Source organism: Thermogemmatispora argillosa (genome assembly GCF_059696725.1).
In genome coordinates, this window is record NZ_AP019377.1 from 2,442,837 (window position 1) to 2,458,756 (window position 15,920).

16 protein-coding genes are annotated in these 15,920 nt (G+C 58.8%); 10 read left to right on the forward strand and 6 right to left on the reverse strand.

All coding sequences use genetic code 11. The features are described from left to right. Positions 1-223 precede the first annotated feature (223 nt). The 6 genes from nusB to tatC all read left to right on the forward strand — a co-directional run bounded on the left by nusB (position 224) and on the right by tatC (position 4,050). Positions 224-646: a transcription antitermination factor NusB gene (nusB, locus tag AC6H1L_RS09545; RefSeq protein WP_497601261.1), complete on the forward strand. Its 423-nt coding sequence runs from the start codon at positions 224-226 to the stop codon at positions 644-646. Then, positions 646-906 carry an acyl carrier protein gene (gene acpP / locus AC6H1L_RS09550; RefSeq protein ID WP_069802715.1) on the forward strand — a complete coding sequence of 87 codons (261 nt, stop codon included), beginning with the start codon at positions 646-648 and terminating at the stop codon, positions 904-906. Before nusB ends, acpP begins: the two co-directional genes overlap by 1 nt. Before the next feature lie 537 nt (positions 907-1,443). After that, positions 1,444-2,274 (forward strand): RNA polymerase sigma factor, encoded by an 831-nt coding sequence (locus tag AC6H1L_RS09555; protein ID WP_497601262.1) that lies wholly within the window; start codon positions 1,444-1,446, stop codon positions 2,272-2,274. Next, entirely contained in the window at positions 2,252-2,554 is a 303-nt protein-coding gene (locus AC6H1L_RS09560) for a hypothetical protein (protein ID WP_497601263.1), read from the forward strand. Before AC6H1L_RS09555 ends, AC6H1L_RS09560 begins: the two co-directional genes overlap by 23 nt. 204 nt (positions 2,555-2,758) lie before the next feature. Continuing rightward, complete coding sequence (locus tag AC6H1L_RS09565; RefSeq protein WP_497601264.1) at positions 2,759-3,136, forward strand: Sec-independent protein translocase subunit TatA/TatB; 378 nt, start codon at positions 2,759-2,761, stop codon at positions 3,134-3,136. Between the two features lie 77 nt (positions 3,137-3,213). After that, a complete protein-coding gene (gene tatC, locus AC6H1L_RS09570; RefSeq protein WP_497601265.1) occupies positions 3,214-4,050 on the forward strand; it encodes a twin-arginine translocase subunit TatC in 837 nt (278 codons plus the stop codon). Positions 4,051-4,294: 244 nt separating this feature from the next. On the opposite strand, the gene AC6H1L_RS09575 is transcribed toward tatC, so the two are convergent. The 3 genes from AC6H1L_RS09575 to AC6H1L_RS09585 are packed head-to-tail and all read right to left on the reverse strand — an operon-like array spanning position 4,295 to position 6,814. After that, the gene (locus AC6H1L_RS09575; RefSeq protein WP_497601266.1) at positions 4,295-5,701 is read right to left on the reverse strand and encodes an MFS transporter; all 1,407 of its coding nucleotides are present in this window, start codon (positions 5,699-5,701) and stop codon (positions 4,295-4,297) included. Beyond that, positions 5,685-6,329 (reverse strand): hypothetical protein, encoded by a 645-nt coding sequence (locus AC6H1L_RS09580; RefSeq protein WP_497601267.1) that lies wholly within the window; start codon positions 6,327-6,329, stop codon positions 5,685-5,687. The genes AC6H1L_RS09575 and AC6H1L_RS09580 overlap by 17 nt, the downstream gene beginning before the upstream one ends. 2 nt (positions 6,330-6,331) lie before the next feature. Beyond that, positions 6,332-6,814, reverse strand: a complete 483-nt coding sequence (locus AC6H1L_RS09585) for a hypothetical protein (protein WP_497601268.1) — start codon at positions 6,812-6,814, stop codon at positions 6,332-6,334. Positions 6,815-7,195: 381 nt separating this feature from the next. Between AC6H1L_RS09585 and AC6H1L_RS09590 the strand changes: the two genes are divergently transcribed. After that, entirely contained in the window at positions 7,196-7,579 is a 384-nt protein-coding gene (locus tag AC6H1L_RS09590; RefSeq protein WP_497601269.1) for a GlsB/YeaQ/YmgE family stress response membrane protein, read from the forward strand. A gap of 175 nt (positions 7,580-7,754) precedes the next feature. Here AC6H1L_RS09590 and AC6H1L_RS09595 read toward each other — a convergent pair whose 3' ends face one another. Further along, positions 7,755-7,958 (reverse strand): hypothetical protein, encoded by a 204-nt coding sequence (locus AC6H1L_RS09595; RefSeq protein ID WP_497601270.1) that lies wholly within the window; start codon positions 7,956-7,958, stop codon positions 7,755-7,757. A 156-nt stretch (positions 7,959-8,114) separates the two neighbouring features. Here AC6H1L_RS09595 and AC6H1L_RS09600 point away from each other — a divergent pair, with 156 nt between their 5' ends. Together AC6H1L_RS09600 and AC6H1L_RS09605 are read left to right on the forward strand one after the other, a co-directional pair. Beyond that, positions 8,115-8,750, forward strand: a complete 636-nt coding sequence (locus tag AC6H1L_RS09600) for a MarC family protein (protein ID WP_497601271.1) — start codon at positions 8,115-8,117, stop codon at positions 8,748-8,750. A gap of 784 nt (positions 8,751-9,534) precedes the next feature. Continuing rightward, positions 9,535-10,725 (forward strand): rhomboid family intramembrane serine protease, encoded by a 1,191-nt coding sequence (locus AC6H1L_RS09605; protein ID WP_497601272.1) that lies wholly within the window; start codon positions 9,535-9,537, stop codon positions 10,723-10,725. 705 nt (positions 10,726-11,430) lie between these two features. On the opposite strand, the gene AC6H1L_RS09610 is transcribed toward AC6H1L_RS09605, so the two are convergent. Together AC6H1L_RS09610 and AC6H1L_RS09615 are read right to left on the reverse strand one after the other, a co-directional pair. Next, the gene (locus tag AC6H1L_RS09610; RefSeq protein WP_497601273.1) at positions 11,431-12,939 is read right to left on the reverse strand and encodes a hypothetical protein; all 1,509 of its coding nucleotides are present in this window, start codon (positions 12,937-12,939) and stop codon (positions 11,431-11,433) included. Positions 12,940-12,958: 19 nt separating this feature from the next. Next, complete coding sequence (locus AC6H1L_RS09615) at positions 12,959-13,972, reverse strand: alpha/beta hydrolase (protein ID WP_497601274.1); 1,014 nt, start codon at positions 13,970-13,972, stop codon at positions 12,959-12,961. Positions 13,973-14,506: 534 nt separating this feature from the next. Here AC6H1L_RS09615 and AC6H1L_RS09620 point away from each other — a divergent pair. Next, positions 14,507-15,646 (forward strand): cystathionine gamma-synthase, encoded by a 1,140-nt coding sequence (locus AC6H1L_RS09620; protein ID WP_497601275.1) that lies wholly within the window; start codon positions 14,507-14,509, stop codon positions 15,644-15,646. Positions 15,647-15,920: the final 274 nt, after the last annotated feature.

Below are 15,920 nucleotides of genomic sequence, written 5' to 3' on the forward strand. Positions count from 1 at the left end.
GGAAGGGAGCTGGAGGAGTGGGGAGTAGGCAGGTAAGTCGTGAGGTAAGTCAGCAGGTTGTTAGGTAGAGAGAGGGTGGAGTTGTGGCAGATATGCAGAGGTGCGTTCGACAGAGGCGAGCTTCCTGCTTGCGCGCAAGTGCACGCAGCCGGACAAAACCAGTGAGGTAGACCAGCGATCGGGTGAAGACACTATGCCGGTAGGGATACGCAGACAGGCCAGAATGGTCGCGCTGCAGGCACTCTATGAGTTCGATACGGTACGGCACCCTCCAGTAGAGGTGGTGCGGCGCCATGCCCAGGAGCGCAATCTGCATCCCCGGGTGGTGGACTATGCCCTTGAGCTGGTTGAGGGCACCTGCGCCCACCTGGAGACCATTGATGCTCAGATTCAGAGCGCTGCACGCGAATGGCCACTTTCTCAAATGGCCCGCATCGATAAAAATATCCTCAGACTTGCAATCTATGAGATTCTGTTTAATAATACGGTACCAGCAAAGGCAGCCATTAATGAGGCGGTCGAGTTGGCCAAGCTCTTTGGCAGCGATTCGTCCAGCCGCTTCGTCAATGGTGTCCTTGGTACGATATTTGCGCGGGCACAGCAACAGCAGCCCACTCCAACTGCGGAAAGTGAGGTGACATCCTAATGGCTTCTGGCTCTGGCTCCGGCTCCGGCTCTGTCGCCGAGCGCCTGAAGCGGATTATTGTCGAGCAGCTCGGTGTCGACGAGAGCGAAGTGGTCCCCAGTGCCTCCTTCGTCGAAGATCTGAACGCGGACTCATTGGATCTGGTGGAACTGATTATGTCCCTTGAGGAGGAGTTTAAGCTCCAGATCTCCGATGAGGACGCTGAGAAGATCACGACGGTGGGCGAGGCCCAGGAATATATCGAGGAACATCTGCGCTGAGCTGCTCTGAGCTGCGCTGATCCGATGCGCACTCATTCGCTCTTTTGAGCGTACGAGCAGCAACAGGCGGAAAAACAGGAGGCGGCGCGCTGTCCGCTCGTGCTACGGTTCTATTTGCTCTCTTATCTGCACCTGTCTGCCGACAGGTAGGTGCAGTAGGGTTGTGTCTCTTCATACCGTGCGTGCGTCAGTCGCGTCGGTCTGTCTGCTGCCAGACAGCCGGTCAAACCGCCTCTTTGCTTTTCTTGCTTGCTTGTTCTACGAGATGATTCGCTGAGTGCCTCGCGTGGTCAGCCGGGCAAAGCTCGCTCGGAGTGGCGTGTTTGCTCAGCAAGATTAGATGGCTTACGTGGCATGGGATGGGTGGGGCGGAGGTCGCCGCTTTTCTGCTCTCTTCCCCCTCACCTTTCCCGCTGTCACATTTCCTCTCCCCCAGGCATCTCCTTAAGTAAGGAGAGATTCCCTCCTCTGGCCGGCATCTCCGATTCCGGCTGACGTTGAGTGAGTGAGCGAGCGCGCGTGAGGAAACAGACAACGATGGTACCTGCGGCGCAGGCCGTCGAGGCGCTAATTCAGCAATACGGTCGGCTGGTCTTCCATACGATCTATGGCCTGACCGGCGATTGGGAGGAAAGCCAGGACCTTACCCAGGATACTTTTCAGCAGGCGCTGAAAAGTATTGAGGCCGCCCGTATTTCCAGTGGCCCTCATTTTAATGCTCGCGCCTGGTTGCTGAAAATCGCTCTCAATACGGTCCGTATGCAGGAGCGGCGTAAGCGCCTCTTTCGCTTTGTGCCGTTCTCTTCTCTGGGCAGGCAGCAGCGACGTGATCAGGAGCCGGAGGGCGAGCATCTGACAGAGGACCTCGCGGCCCAGGCGGTTCCTGTCCAGCCGCAGGGGTACGGCGCTCTGCCTGGGGCTGATCCCGGCGAGTTGATTGCTGAACGCGACGCTGTGCAGCGGACCCTGCAGCGCCTGCCGGAGCCGCTGCGTGTCTGTCTGTTGCTTTCCGTAGTGGGGGATTTCTCTAGCGCGGAGATTGCTCAGATGTTGGATGTGAGTGAACCGGCAGTTCGTCAGCGCTTGGTCCGCGCCCGCCGCCAGTTCCAGCAGTTGTATGCCCTGGAGCGCGGTGATGGTCCGCGTCAGCAATCAGGCCTGGTGCCTGCGCCCGCCCGTCAGGCCGGCTCTTTGGCTGGAGAGGCAGCGCTCTCTCCTTCCGAAGATACAGAGGAGGGGGCACCGTCTCAACCTGAGCAGATGTTTCAACAAAGAGGAGATGCTGTCAGCTGCGAGAGACCTGAGCGCCTGGCCTCTGGTCATCCCTGGCACGATGGGAGACAGTATGCAGCCATTGGATTCTGTTGAGGGGCTGCTCTTACGTCACTATGGCGAGCAGGCCCCCGCTCCGCCTGATCTGGAGGCCCGCCTGCGGGCAAGTGTCATTAGGGAAGCGGCTTCGCTCAAAAGTGATCAGCGTATCGCTCGTCTGCTAGGGGAACAGCGCTTGAGCCGCCGCCGGGCTACTGCTCTGGTGGCGCTGGGTGCCGCTGGAGCGGGTGTGTTGAGCCTCGGCCTGGAGTGTGTGCAGTCTCTGCTGACTCCTCATCAGCGGGAGCTGTCCTCGTATCCAGCCTATTCCGGCTAGCGTAAGGCTGGCCTGGACAGGCTGTCTGCATGCTTTCGTATCGGCGGCTTCGTCCTTAGTAGGGGGTTTTCAGACTGCCGCTGGTCGGAAGCTGCAGGTGTGAGATACAATTAATCAGAAGGGTGTTGTCGCTTTCAGAGTGCACAAAGAAACGCGGCTCGCTTCGATAAGGCAAGGCAAGAGAAGAAAAGAGAGGGTGTAACTATGGTCCCCGGATTCCACGGCTTCGATCTGGTCATCATTCTGATCGTTGCTCTGCTGATCTTTGGCCCGAAGCGCCTGCCCGAAATGGGGTCTGCGATCGGCAAGAGCATCAGGGAGTTTCGCAAGGGGATGAGTGATTTGACCAGGGATAAAGATGAGCATGATCCTCTGGACGAGCCTTTCTCCCCTTCCTATGCGTCGCGCAATAATTTGAACCGCTTGAGTAGTGGCAGCACGCTGCGACAGGACCAGCTCTTTGAGCCTTCTCCCGAGTTGGTTCGCGAGATGCAGCCGCAGTCAACTCAGGGCCAGACTTCTTCGGCGAGCGCCAGTAAGACAGAATCAGCCAGCAGCGAGGGCGGGCAGAAGACTGAATGAGGCAGCAGCTATGAAGAGTAGGCGCATTCAGTCGCTGCGGCCCGCGCTGTGCCGCCGGGAGTGAGCAGAGGGAGAGCATGGCTACGGGGAATTTACAACGACCTGACCTGATGCCCGACCTTGATGAGACCTTTCGCCTCGAAGAGGAAGAGGAAGACGGCGCCTCTATGACGCTCGTCGAGCATCTGGAGGAGCTGCGCTGGCGCATTTTTAAGTCACTGATTGCTGTTGTTGTCGGGGCAGTTGTGGCTTTTATCTTTCGTGAGCCGATCTTGCGCTTTTTGACGCTGCCCCTGCCACGGTTGTCAGATAGCTTGCGCCTCGGTCCTCATGGCGAGCTGGCGGGCAAGGGCTTGATTACTATCGGCCTGGCCGAGGGCTTCACTGTCTTCCTCAAGGTCTCGATCGCGGTCGGCATTTTGCTGGCTATGCCAGTGATCCTTTACCAGGCCTGGGCCTTTATCGCCCCCGGCCTCTACCGCCACGAGAAAAGGGCCGCCCTGCCTTTTCTGATTATGGGGAGCATCCTCTTTGTGGCCGGTATTGCCTTGGGCTTCGTGGTTCTGCAGTACCCGGTCCAATGGCTGATCGCTTTCTCCGCCGGCGACTTCGTGGAGCTGGTCTCGGCAGATAGTTACTTTACGTTTGTGGCCTTCTTCTTGCTGGCTTTTGGGATCGTCTTTGAGATTCCTCTCGTGTTGACCTTTCTGGCCAAACTGGGAGTGGTGAACGTCGAGACGCTGAAACGCCGCCGCGCCGCGGCCCATGTCGGGCTGTGGATTGCTTCGACCTTCTTAACCCCCGGGGCCGATTTCTATAGCCCGATTATTCTGGGCGTCACGATGTCCTGTCTGTATGAGCTGACGATTCTCCTGATCCGCTTTATGGTCCGTCCAAGTCAGGCAGGCACCTGAGCGAGTCTGCGCGAGCCTGTAAGATAGCACGATGGTAAGTAGATAGATGCCCACTTACTCAGCTCGCCAGGCTCGCTCACGGATATAAGCCTCTTCTTCTATTCATGGTCATGCTCAGGCACCTTGGACTAGACCGCCCGTCCTTGCCCGCCGGAAATCATGATGACCACTGGCCTAGCGATTCAATCCCTCACTCATGATCGGATTGGCGCTGAGCGCTTCTTGGCCGTCCAGTTTTCTCGCTTCAATGAGGCTGGGCTGGGGCTTTGACTGCTCCCCGATCTGTCTGCGCCGCCTGGGCTGCTTCCTCGCGCCGACGGCCACGCCCAAAACCGCACCAGAGGACGAGTATCGCCAGAGCATAGCTCATGGCCGCCAGGACAAAGATGCTGGGGTAGCCCCGTTGGACAATGATGATACCGCCCAGGGGCGTCGCGAGAGAGTAGGCGATCCAGTAGACAGCCTGGTAGCTGCTGTTAGCTAGACCGCGCCAGCGCACCGGTACAACTTCCATCGAGAAGGCTTGTAGTACCCCCATTGTCATGTCCATCGCCCCTTGACGTAGAGGATAGAGCAAGGCCGCCAGCAGCAGCGAGCGACTGAACCCTAACAAGAGCATGAGCGGGAGACTGAGAGCCTGGGTTACTACAACCGCCCGCGCTTTGCCCAGGCGCGCCGCCAACCAGGGCGCGAGGAGGGTCGCACAGGCAGTAAGAGCAGTGGCAGCCCCGTCAATGAGGCCAAACTGCCAGGAGCTTGCTCCAAGCTGGCGCACAAAAAAGAGATTGAAGTAGGGGATAAAGAGGCCAGCGCCGAAACCAATAAGTCCCTGTTCGAGCGTGAGCAGAACCAGGGCGCTGCCCAGCCACAGTCTCCATAACTCCCAGTTCAGTCTATGTCTCCAGCCTGCGACGCTGTCGCCGAGGTACTGTGCGAGACGATTGGCCAGGGCGGAGGTTGTGGCTTCTCTGGAAGGCTGCGCTGTCTGGGGCCGAGGATCGGGATCAAGGAGAAAGAGAGGGACAAGACTCGGGATGGCCAGCAGGCCAGCGCTGATGAGAGCGAGCTGATAGATCCGCGCCTCCGGCTGAGGCGCCAGGAGCACGCTGAGAGGAAACGGCAACGGCCCCATGAGCCAGGGAAGCTGCCGGAACCAGACGGGCAAAGCTCCCCCAAGTAGCCGCCCGGCTACTGAGCTGACGAGGGTCACGACCAGATTCAGACTGAAGAGGTGAGAGCGCTCTGCCGGCTGGCTGTTTTGCGTGAGATAGGGGGCGTTCACTACGAGGAGGGCCGCGCTGACTACCCCCGCCAGGAAGGCTGTGATCAGTAAGGGCAGAGCCTGCCGAAAGAGGATTTGACCAGCCCCGAGTAGCCCAATCAGCAGGCTGGCCACGATCAGCACCGTCTTGCCCCCTAAACGGTCGACACAGAGACCAGCGGGAAAGATGGCCAGCCCTGCCCCCACCGTAGCCGCGAATTGCACAGCCCCAATGAAGTCAGCGCGGTAGCCCAACGCATCGAGATAGAGATTGTAGAGCAGCAGCAGAATACCAAGCGAAACGCCGCTAAGAGCGTTGCTGATAAGATAGAGGCGGGCATTCCGCTGCAGACGAGTGAATTGACGCACGTAGTCAACGAGGAGTGACATGGCGCATAGACTGCACGGCCTGGCGGACAGGCATCCCCTCGCTGGTGGAAAGCTTTTCCAGGCCGCTACGCTGGCCAGCCTCCTCAATCTCTGAGGTAGCTGGCAGGCTATCAGCGGCCTCTCGACCCGTCGGCTGCGGGGCCGCTTCCCGCGGCATCTCAGCAGTCCGGGCTGTGCGAAGCTGCTCGCGCTCGCGGGCCTCACGCCGCACTAATCCCGGCAAGAAAAAGGCTTTGGCCATTTCCTTGACCATCAGAGTACGTGCACGAAACTCGATGACTGCCTCTGCTACCCGATCACTCCCTTGCTCGACACGCCGATCTATGGCACGTACACGCTCTGGAACGCTCACCACTCCTTGCACAAGCGGGTGTTCCAGGGCTCCCTCAGCAGGCCGCTCAGTCGCGCTGCTTTCCAGCGCCTGATTGAGCTGGTCAACTGCGGGACGCAGGCGCTTGATCAGTTCGCTTTTCTCTTGCACCCAGGCAAAGGCAAAAAACAAACCAATGGAAAGCCCCAAAGCTAGCAAGATAAAAACGAATAGCTCGATCGCCAGTACGATTGCCGCAATCTGCCCCCAGGTCTCCAGCGGATCGGCAGCGAGAGCAGCCAGAACAGGCCCGAACATAGCTACTTTCCTCCAAGTTCATGAGCACGGATGGCGCGCATCTGCTGGCGTCGACGCTCTTCGCTGCGGCGGGCGCGGCCCTTGCCCAGGAAGATGCGCAGTACCTGCTGCCCCGCCAGCACAGTTGCTACAGCGCGAATCCCAGGAGCTAGCGCGAATTCGCGCGCCAGTTGTGCTGCGCTGCCAACTGTGGTGACGGTATGACCAGCCGTGCGCGCCGTCTCTTTGACCACCCCAACCGTCTCCTGAACCGAGGCGAGCAGCGGACGCATTTCGTTACGCACCGTTGTAATCGCTCGTAACAGTACGAGAATAGCATAGATGAGAAGCGCAATGGCGATCAGCGTTGTTGCTGCTAGAATGATCAGAGCAATATAGAGCACTGCCAGCAAAACATGAAAGAGAGCAGCCAGGATAAAGCCTACGATGAGCAGCACCAGCACCCCGATCCCAATCACCAGCAAATAGCGCTTTGCGCTTTGCATAAGAAAGAGACCTCCCGGCAAAGATTTAGAGAAGCCCGTACTACCTGATTATAACGCATGGCCTTAAACAACGACCACCAGGACCAGGTGTGATCTTGCTTGCGGTCGTCTCTCTCCAGCCCCGTTAGAGATAAGCCAGTGACAAGGCTCTCATTATGTGTATACGCCTCTGGTCGCGCTCTGGCGACAGCTCGCCCCCTACCAGACGCATCCCTTAGAAAGCTGAGCGTTCGCTGAGAAAATGCTGAGCGTTTTATTGTTGACTTGCTCTGGCCCACCTTATGCGTGTATTGTCAAAGCAAGGGATCATGGATGAGGTGGCACGAGAGGAGGTCGGCTCGGGCCAGGTGGCCCGCTTCGAAGAGAAGGAGGGAACTTCCTATGTTTGCTTTCGTGACGTCTGCAGCCATCGCGGCTCTCACTTCAGATTCGCCGCTCTTTACTATCAACATTGGAGATTTTCATTGGACGGTCACCGTTGGGACGATCATCTATCTGGTGATCGCTGCTATCGCCGGCCTATTGGCTGAGTTTATCGTCGGCTGGCGCCTCCCCGGCGGTATCATTGGAGCGGTTATTGCCGGCCTAATCGGCATCTGGCTCTTTACCCATGTGTTTCCTTTCACGATTACCGGCGACCCTACCGTCTACGGCGTTCCCATCTTCAGAGCGCTCATCGGGGCCGTTTTGCTGGTCTTCCTCTGGCATCTGATTACCTTTAGCGCCTGGCGCCATCGCCGTCCCTATTATCGCCGCGGCGATTAGCCCACTCTCTGGCATTGCCGCCCGCTATGCCGGTGGACCTGCTTTCCGCACGAAGCTGGCCGCGGTCAGAGAAGCAGGCCCCGGCAACCCGCTCCCTTTCCCTTGGGAGCGGTGCCCCTCTTTCTTACCTTGCGCATCTCTTGCTCATTCGCTCGCTCGCTAGCTGCAAGGCAAGTCAATGGCGTCCGGCGTCCAGATGTCTCAGAGCTTCTTCAAGTTCTTTGCTCCCTCGCCGTTGGGACTGCTCATCGTCGCGTACCAGGTGATGATACCAGAGCAGGATGTCAGGCCCTCGCAGCGCCTCGCCTCGATTGGCTTCGAACAGGATGGCGACCACATGCGCAGTGGCCCCCGGTCCCAGGATCGCAACCTCAAGCATCCGGCCCACCTGGCTGCTGCCCCCCAGTGACGGCACGATGGCCCCAGTCCAGTCGCCTTGCGCGGCTGGCGAAGGCGACTCCCCCAGATCAGCATTGCCAGAGTGCCTTTTCTCCCGTATACTACAGCAAGCTAGTCGAGTGAGGGAGGCGTTGCAGTGGTCTTTACAACTCGTGCTTTTGTAACCTTTTTTACTATCATCGACCCCGTCGGGTTAGCACCGGTCTTCATCGCTCTCACGGCTCATCTCAACGAGTCCCAGCGTCGAGCGGTGATCACACGTGCGATCCTGATCAGTGCCGCCATTATCGCCTTTTTTGCGCTGGTAGGGCGCTTTGTACTTGACCGCCTGGGCATCACGCTCTACGCCTTTAATATGGCCGGGGGAGCCTTGCTCTTCCTGGTCGCCGTAGAGATGCTCTTCGGGCGCGCGCCGGGGACGCGCCGCACGGCTGCCGAAGAGGAAGAGGCCATGACGCGGGAGGACATTAGCGTTTTTCCGTTGGCTATTCCCATGATTGCCGGGCCGGGGACCATTGCCACGACCATTCTCTACGTGGATCAGGCCCAGCCTGACCCTTTTAAGCTACTCGCTGTGGCAGCGGCCATCGCCACCTCGCTGCTGGTGGCCTGGATCGTCATGCGCCACAGCGCCTGGATCATGGAGCACATCGGACGGACCGGTATTCTGGTCCTCTCGCGCATCCTCGGCATCCTGCTGGCAGCTCTCGCGATTCAGTTCATTCTCAATGGAATGCTGACCTTCATCCATAGCAGCGGCCTGCTCCACTGAAAGCGCTTGAGCCAGCCAAAGCATAGATAGGATAGATCAGCAGCCAGGAGAGCCACACCGATCGCCTGATTTGGCTGGCCTCTCCCCGGTCTCTGCTGCCTGCTGACCTTGCACCGCGAGCACCTGATCTCGGGAGAAAGAGGTAGGCCTGACGCCGGCATTCTCAAGCGGTCTAGGCCGAGCTGCCCGCGCTATGAGAGGCGGCCTTTGAGTACCTCGCTCAGATCAAACACGCAAGCGCAAGGACAAAAATAGGAAGGAGGGGAGATGTCACCTTTTGCCAGCCCATACGTAGTATTTTTTGTTAACATCCTCCGCTTTCTGGCGGAGGTCTATCCGCCATGCGGCCTGAGCGGCCCGGGCTTCCGAGCTGATCGACCGCCGTTGATGGACACGTGAGACACGCTGGCAATCAGATAGCCAGCCAGTCAGTCAGTCAGTCAGTGCTCTGGCGCTCAAGGGGCTTTCGCGACGTGCGGGACCTCGATTTGATCACACAGGCCCAAGCGAGGAAGGGCGAAAGTAGGCTCCCTTGCCCTGCTTGGGATTCACCCAGGAGTCCCCGACGGCAAGGTCTCTATGGTATCATGTAGAAGGTGGTGCCCAGAACACCAGCGCAGCAGTCAGACGCTCAGGAACTGGTGACCTTTGCTTTGCAAACAGATGGCTTACCGAGCGAAGTGGCTGAACGATAAGGAGTCCTTGCCGCGGCAGACTATAGTCGTCGAAGAGCAGGCGCCTTGACGGTACAGTGAGGCACTACGCCTGAGTGGAGGAGACACATTTGGAAGCACAGACCGAGATTCAATCTTATCTGGAACGGGGCAAACAGGCCCTCGCAGAAGGCCAACCACGAGAGGCTGCTATTGCCTTTGCCCACGCCGCCCAGATTGACCCGGCGAACCCCAAGGTACACCTGGGTCTGGCGGAGGCCAATCTGGGCCTGGGAGATTACCGCGTGGTGAACCTGGCTTGTAGGAAAGTTGAGGAGCTACAGCCGGAAGGTGGGCCGGAGAGCTTGTTGGCGAAAGCCTTGCTGGCCCTGTTGGATAAGCGCTATGATCAGGCTTTGGCCCTCGTGGATCAGTATATCGCTCAGGACCCGGCTAATGCCTACGCCCATGCCCTGCGCTCCTATCTTCTGCAGGCCCTGGGCCAGTACTACGATGCCGGTCTGGCTCGGTCCCGAGCCGCGCGCTTATCTTACGGCGGACGCTTCGAGCACGCTTTTCCTCCCCTGGAGGCTAACTTCGGCTTTGGCTCTCGCGCTGCCCCGGCCCCATCCGGTGTACCCACTGTCCCAAGCCAGCCGCCCCAACAGGAGCAGGTGCCGTGGTCACAGCGCAGCCAGCTTCAACGCCAGGCCCTACGCGGGCGCTTCCTCGCAAGCCGCTATCCGCGCCTGGTAACGTATACCCTGATCTTAATCAACATCGCCGTTTTTGTGGTCGAAATTTTCCTGAGCCAAGGCCTCTTCATCGATGTGAATGTGCTCTATCAGATGGGAGGAGAGGTTAGCCAGATTGGTGAGTACTGGCGCATTTTCACGGCGATGTTCCTGCACGCGAGCATCTTGCACCTTTTCATCAACATGCTGTCGCTCTTCATGGTTGGGAGCGCTACCGAGCTGTTCTATGGCAAGATACGCTATCTGTTCATCTATCTTGCCTCGGGCATCGTAGGAGGTCTGGCAACCTACTTTCTCATGCCCGCCACAGTGTTGAGCGTGGGCGCCTCGGGAGCGATCTTCGGCACCTTCGGCGCGCTTGGTGCTTTCTTTATTATGAATCGGCGCGCGCTAGGACCTATGGGACAGGGCGCGATTATCAACTGGCTCTTCTGGCTGGGCCTTAACCTGGTCCTGGGCTTTGCTCCCGGCAGCAACATCGCTATTTCCGACCACATCGGCGGTCTCATTACTGGTCTCGTTCTGGGCTTCTTGCTCGGTCGTCCGCTGGGGCGGCGCATGCTTTAAGCGCTGGTGCTAGCTAGCTCTCTCTCCCTGCTCACCCTGTCGTTAGGGCACTCCCCCAGTCGCTAGAGAGCCTGGCGCGCCTCAGCTCTAGCCCAAGGTGGGGAAGGAGGCTGGCAGCTCTCGCACTCAATAGCCTCTGGCTCTCAGACAGGCAGCGAGTAGGGCCGTCGCTCCCACGACAGGACCGGTGTCGCTGAGGGAGGAGATGATCCTGCTAAGCTGATCAGTGGTCCACTGGAGCTGGTAGGGAGTAAGGAAGAAAAGGCCTGTTTCCTTTCATCGCATCGTCGGGCCAAACAGGCCAGAGCCGGCACCAGCTCTGCTCATGTGGCCAGCCTGGCCGAGCCGGTGGGAGATAGGGATCGTTGCCCTCTGCCGGACGCTCGCCAGAGCCAGCCCAGGCCCCTTGCGCCTGCCGTGCCTCTCCTTCTCACGACCGCAGCTCCCTCCCTTCGCTCTCCAATCTGCAACCAGAGAAGAGAGCGCCCGCTGCCTGTTGGTAGACCGAGTAAACTGAATATAAGGAGCTGAGCCTGCAATCTCGCTGTGACCCGGCTGAGTCACATGATCCTATCCATGCCCTTTACCCCCCCGCTCAGCTCCCTTTTTCTTGTTGCCGACTGTGGCGTGAAGAAATCAGCCACCCCAGACTACTACTGAGCGCTAGCCAGAGCGGCCCCTACCCTGCTTCGACGGCATCGGTCCCTAAATGCGGCCCGTGCCAATCACAGCGATGGCTCGCACATAGGTTCCTGCCTGCACCAGCGTCGCGATAGCCCCACTGTTCAGGTCGAGGGCAAAGATGTTACCATCGGCATAGAAGGTCACAGTGTGCCCATTGAGCCAGGTACCTAGTTCCAGCAGGGCTGCCGTCGAGGTAGCCAGGAGAGTAGGCTTGGCGACGCGCAGGTGACCATTCCCATCGCTGACTTGCACCGTATAGAGGGCACTATGGCGCCCATAGGGGGGCTGGTCGTCACTCGAAAACTCCACGTAGACCAGAGCGCGCTCATCTGGCGTAAAGAGCGGCGTAGTCACCCAGTGATAGTCGGCAATGCTGCGCAACGCCCGCTGAGCCGGTAGCACCACCTGGGCCGTACCCAGCGTCGGCGGCGAGCCAGCGAGAGGGGCCAGACTCAGGCTGTTGGCATAGGAGAGCGCAGCGATGTCCGCCGGAACACTGTTATCAGTGGGATAGGGTACCTGTCCCTCGTTGGGTGAATAGAGGAGAAAACGATCGGAAGGCGAAAGGAGCAGCGGACCCTGCTGGGGGTCCTCGTCAAGAATCTCCTGCGGCTGCTGTTGCTCTTGCCCGGTAGCCGCGGTAATCGGCAGCACCCAGAGGCCATTTTGAATAGCTTCATGGCTGCCGCGGCTGTCCGTGAGCAGAAGATAGGCGAGTACTTGCTTGCTGTTCGCTGGGAGCACGGCAAAAACCCGAAAACAGGGACAGTCAGCAGTCGACTGCTGATAGACAAGCCGGGTGCTGGCCAGCGGCCCAGCATAGATCTTAATCGTGCCTCGCCCGTTGGAGGGTTCACTGCTCCAGGCAAGCCAGCGCCCGTCATTGCTGAGGGCCATCGAAGTAATGACCTCGTCAGCGTCGATGGTAGCGATCTGGGTGGCCTGACCACTAAAGATATCAAGGAGCCAGAGACCATCGCCACTGTACAAAAGCTGGCCAGAGGGCGTGAGCGTGGGCCGCACCGCCTGATTGTAGATGTAGCCTGGCGCATTGAGCACTGCCGGCTGACCACCTAAAGGAGCCAGGAAGAGATTACCTTGCTGACTATTGGGGTTACGACTGTTCTTGGGATTACTGGGTAAATTCGGATTGTAAGGCTGCTCATAGATTAAATAGCGTCCTTCTGGTAGCTGCAGCACAGCATTAGATACATTGTTATTGGGCCAGAAAATCGGTGGATTCGGCGTCGGCGTTGCTGAGGGATTAGGCGTCGGAGTCGGAGTTAATACAATAGGAGAGGCAACACGGGTTTCAAGAGCGCGCACAGTAGCCGTGGCTGAGCGCGCCGCCGCCTGCCGAGCCTGGGGAGTGAGACCATAGATAAGCAGGCCGTTGAAACAGACCAGGAGCAGGCCGATCAGGCTCAGCATAGCCAACACGCTGATTCTTGATAGGTGCAGGTAGCGGCTCTGAGACCCGGGAACGGGGTTGGTTGGAGCGCGCGGTGGATCACTCACCTGATGAGCCAATGCTAGTTGCCGCCTCGCATCATGGCTTCAATCTCTTCGCCGTCTGAGTATACACGAGAGCAGCCCAGGATGTGAAGCAGTGAGCAAACTGGGCCGCGCGCATACTCGTCAGTTGCCACTGCTGCTGGCACCAGCGCCAACAGCGTGTTTGTAGCCCCACCTTGGGCGGTGGTTCAAAAGGTGCGCCGGCCTGCTGCCATGCTCGCTGGTGGCTCTCTCCCTGGAGAATCACCCCGCATTTGCGCGCCTGCTCATCGATAAAGGCGGCTGTCTTCTCAAAGACCTCTTCGCGATCGTAGTCTTTTGTAATCAAGTGGTAAGAGCGATGGAAGGTCACCAGATACTTTTCGCGCGAATTGATCTGACGGTAGATAGCCTGGCCATCGCGGGCAGGTACCACGTGATCATGACGCGCCACCATGATAAGAGCCGGTGCAGTCACCGCCGGCAGAGCCTGCTGTAGGTGCGGGAGAAACTCAAGCAGATTCTCAATGGCCACCAACACCCGCCACTGATAGCTCTGCTTGAAACGCTGCCGGCTATAGGCGTAGCGCGCCGCCGGATCACGAATATCCTCCCAGGCCCAGCGGATACGGGGCATCAGCCGACGGGCCAAACGAATAAAGGGCAGGGTCCAGGAATAGAGGTGCAGAGGAGCACACATTGCGACGACGCCATCCACGGCCTCTTGTGCACTGACGTAGAGCACCAAGGCCCCCCCCAGCGAGTGGCCTACCAGAAATACTGCCGCGCAGCGACGCTTGAGCGCTTGCACTTCCGAGCGCACTGCTTCCACCCAGTCTCTCCAGCCTACCTCGACCAGCCGTGTAGCATCTTCTTCTCCATGTCCGGGCAGAAGTAGATTGACAACCTGCAAGCCACGCGCTCTTAGATAGATCTCCAGCTCCTGCATATCATAGCGGCTGCCGTTCAGACCGTGCACTAGCACGACGCCCGCCCCTTCTCGGCGCTGCGCTGCCTGCCTTGCGCTCCCTTCGGACAGGCCGGCGCTGGTTGAGAATAGGGACGCCATAAGAGAGACCTCCTTACTATTGCCCTTGCCTGAGCATGTCGCGCAACGTCTGCGGGAGTAGACCGTAGCATCGCTCTACAAAGCGCAGTTTCAGCCAGCCCTGCTGATCACTGCTAGAGAAAGAAGATTGCTCGGCCCCCTCTGGACGCAGGCACCAGAGCCTGTCTGAGCCTGCTTCTCTTCCTCTCTGCTCTCTGTTGTATGGTACCGCGACAAGGCCACCGAGGTCAACCAACCGCCTCCTGGCTGGCATGTTGCCGTCTCGTCAGGTCCCCACGTTCCAGCGGACCGCCGATGCCGGTCGCATTCTCCGCCCAGGGCGGTTAGCCAGGCTCTCTATCTAAACGAATGACTGACGCAGGCCATCGGTCTGTCTGTCCATCTCTGCCTGTTGCTTCCAGCGAGCTAGCTGCTCTACTCACGCTTGCCGAGGGGGACTGGTCAAGTCGCCAGGGGAGAAGGTACCATGAGTGAGCAATCCTCATGATGCTGAGGCCAGACAAAGAAAAGACTACAAGAACAAGGAGCACATCCATGAAATTTGCCACACGGGCTATTCACGCCGGCCAGGAGCCTGATCCCTCTACCGGTGCGATTATGCCGCCAATTTTTCAAACCTCTACCTACGCTCAGCAGGGCCTTGGAGGGCACAAGGGCTTTGAATATTCCCGTACAGGCAATCCGACACGGCAGGCCCTGGAAACCTGCCTGGCAGCCCTGGAAGAGGGCCGCTATGGCCTGGCCTTTGCCTCGGGTATGGCTGCTGAGAGCGCTGTGCTGAGTCTGCTCAGCGCAGGGGAGCACTTGATCGCTTGCGACGACCTCTACGGAGGCACCTATCGCCTCTTCGAGCGCATTTTACGTCGCTATGATATTCGCTGCGACTATGTTCCCCTGGGCAGCGCCCCCGAGGCCTACGCCCAGCGTATCCGCCCCGAGACACGTTTGATCTGGCTGGAAAGCCCGACTAACCCTTTGCTGCGCCTGGTTGATATTGCAGCCATCGCTGAGGTGGCTCATGCCCATCATCTGCTACTCGTGGTCGACAATACCTTCGCTACCCCCTATTTACAGCAGCCGTTGAAGCTGGGGGCCGATATCGTGGTCCATAGTACGACAAAATATCTTAATGGGCATAGCGATGTCATCGGCGGAGCTGTCATTACCAGCCATGAGGAGATTTATCAGCAGATCAAGTTTTATCAGAATGCCGCTGGCGGTGTGCCCTCGCCATTCGATTGCTGGCTGACCTTGCGGGGACTGAAAACTCTGGCGGTGCGCATGCAGCAACATCAGGCCAACGCTGAGCGCCTGGCCCGCTTCCTGGCAGAGCATCCCCGCGTCGAGCGTGTCTACTATCCCGGACTGAGCGAGCACCCCGACTATGCGCTGGCTCAGCGCCAGATGCGTGGCCCCGGCGGTATGGTCTCCTTCCAGATCAGAGGAACGCTCGCCGACGTTGATCGCCTGGTGCGCCGCTTTCGGGTCTTCACCCTGGCGGAAAGCCTGGGAGGCATTGAGTCCCTTGTTTGTCACCCCGCCAGTATGACTCACGGCTCTATCCCCCGCGAGATCCGCGAAGCACGTGGCATCACCGATACACTGCTGCGCCTCTCTGTCGGTATCGAAGACAGCGATGACCTGCTCGCCGACCTGGAGCAGGCTCTGGCCTGAGCGGTCGCAGTCAGCCCCCTGCAAGGAGGGACGTTCTCAGCCACAAAGCAGGAAGGAGCTTGAGAAGAGAACAAGGAGCAGGGAGAGACGGGCAAGGTGGTAAGCCAGCCAGACAGTCAGACCAACGGTACGTCGCGCTGACCTCTGCGCTGACCTCGCCTGGTCTCGCCCTTGCTCCCCTGTTACTTTTTGGGGTGGCGAGCGATCTGCCAGCAAGAAAGCGTTATCCTTAATAAGGAAAACTATATATTCCTATCTATCGCTCTTCCCTTCT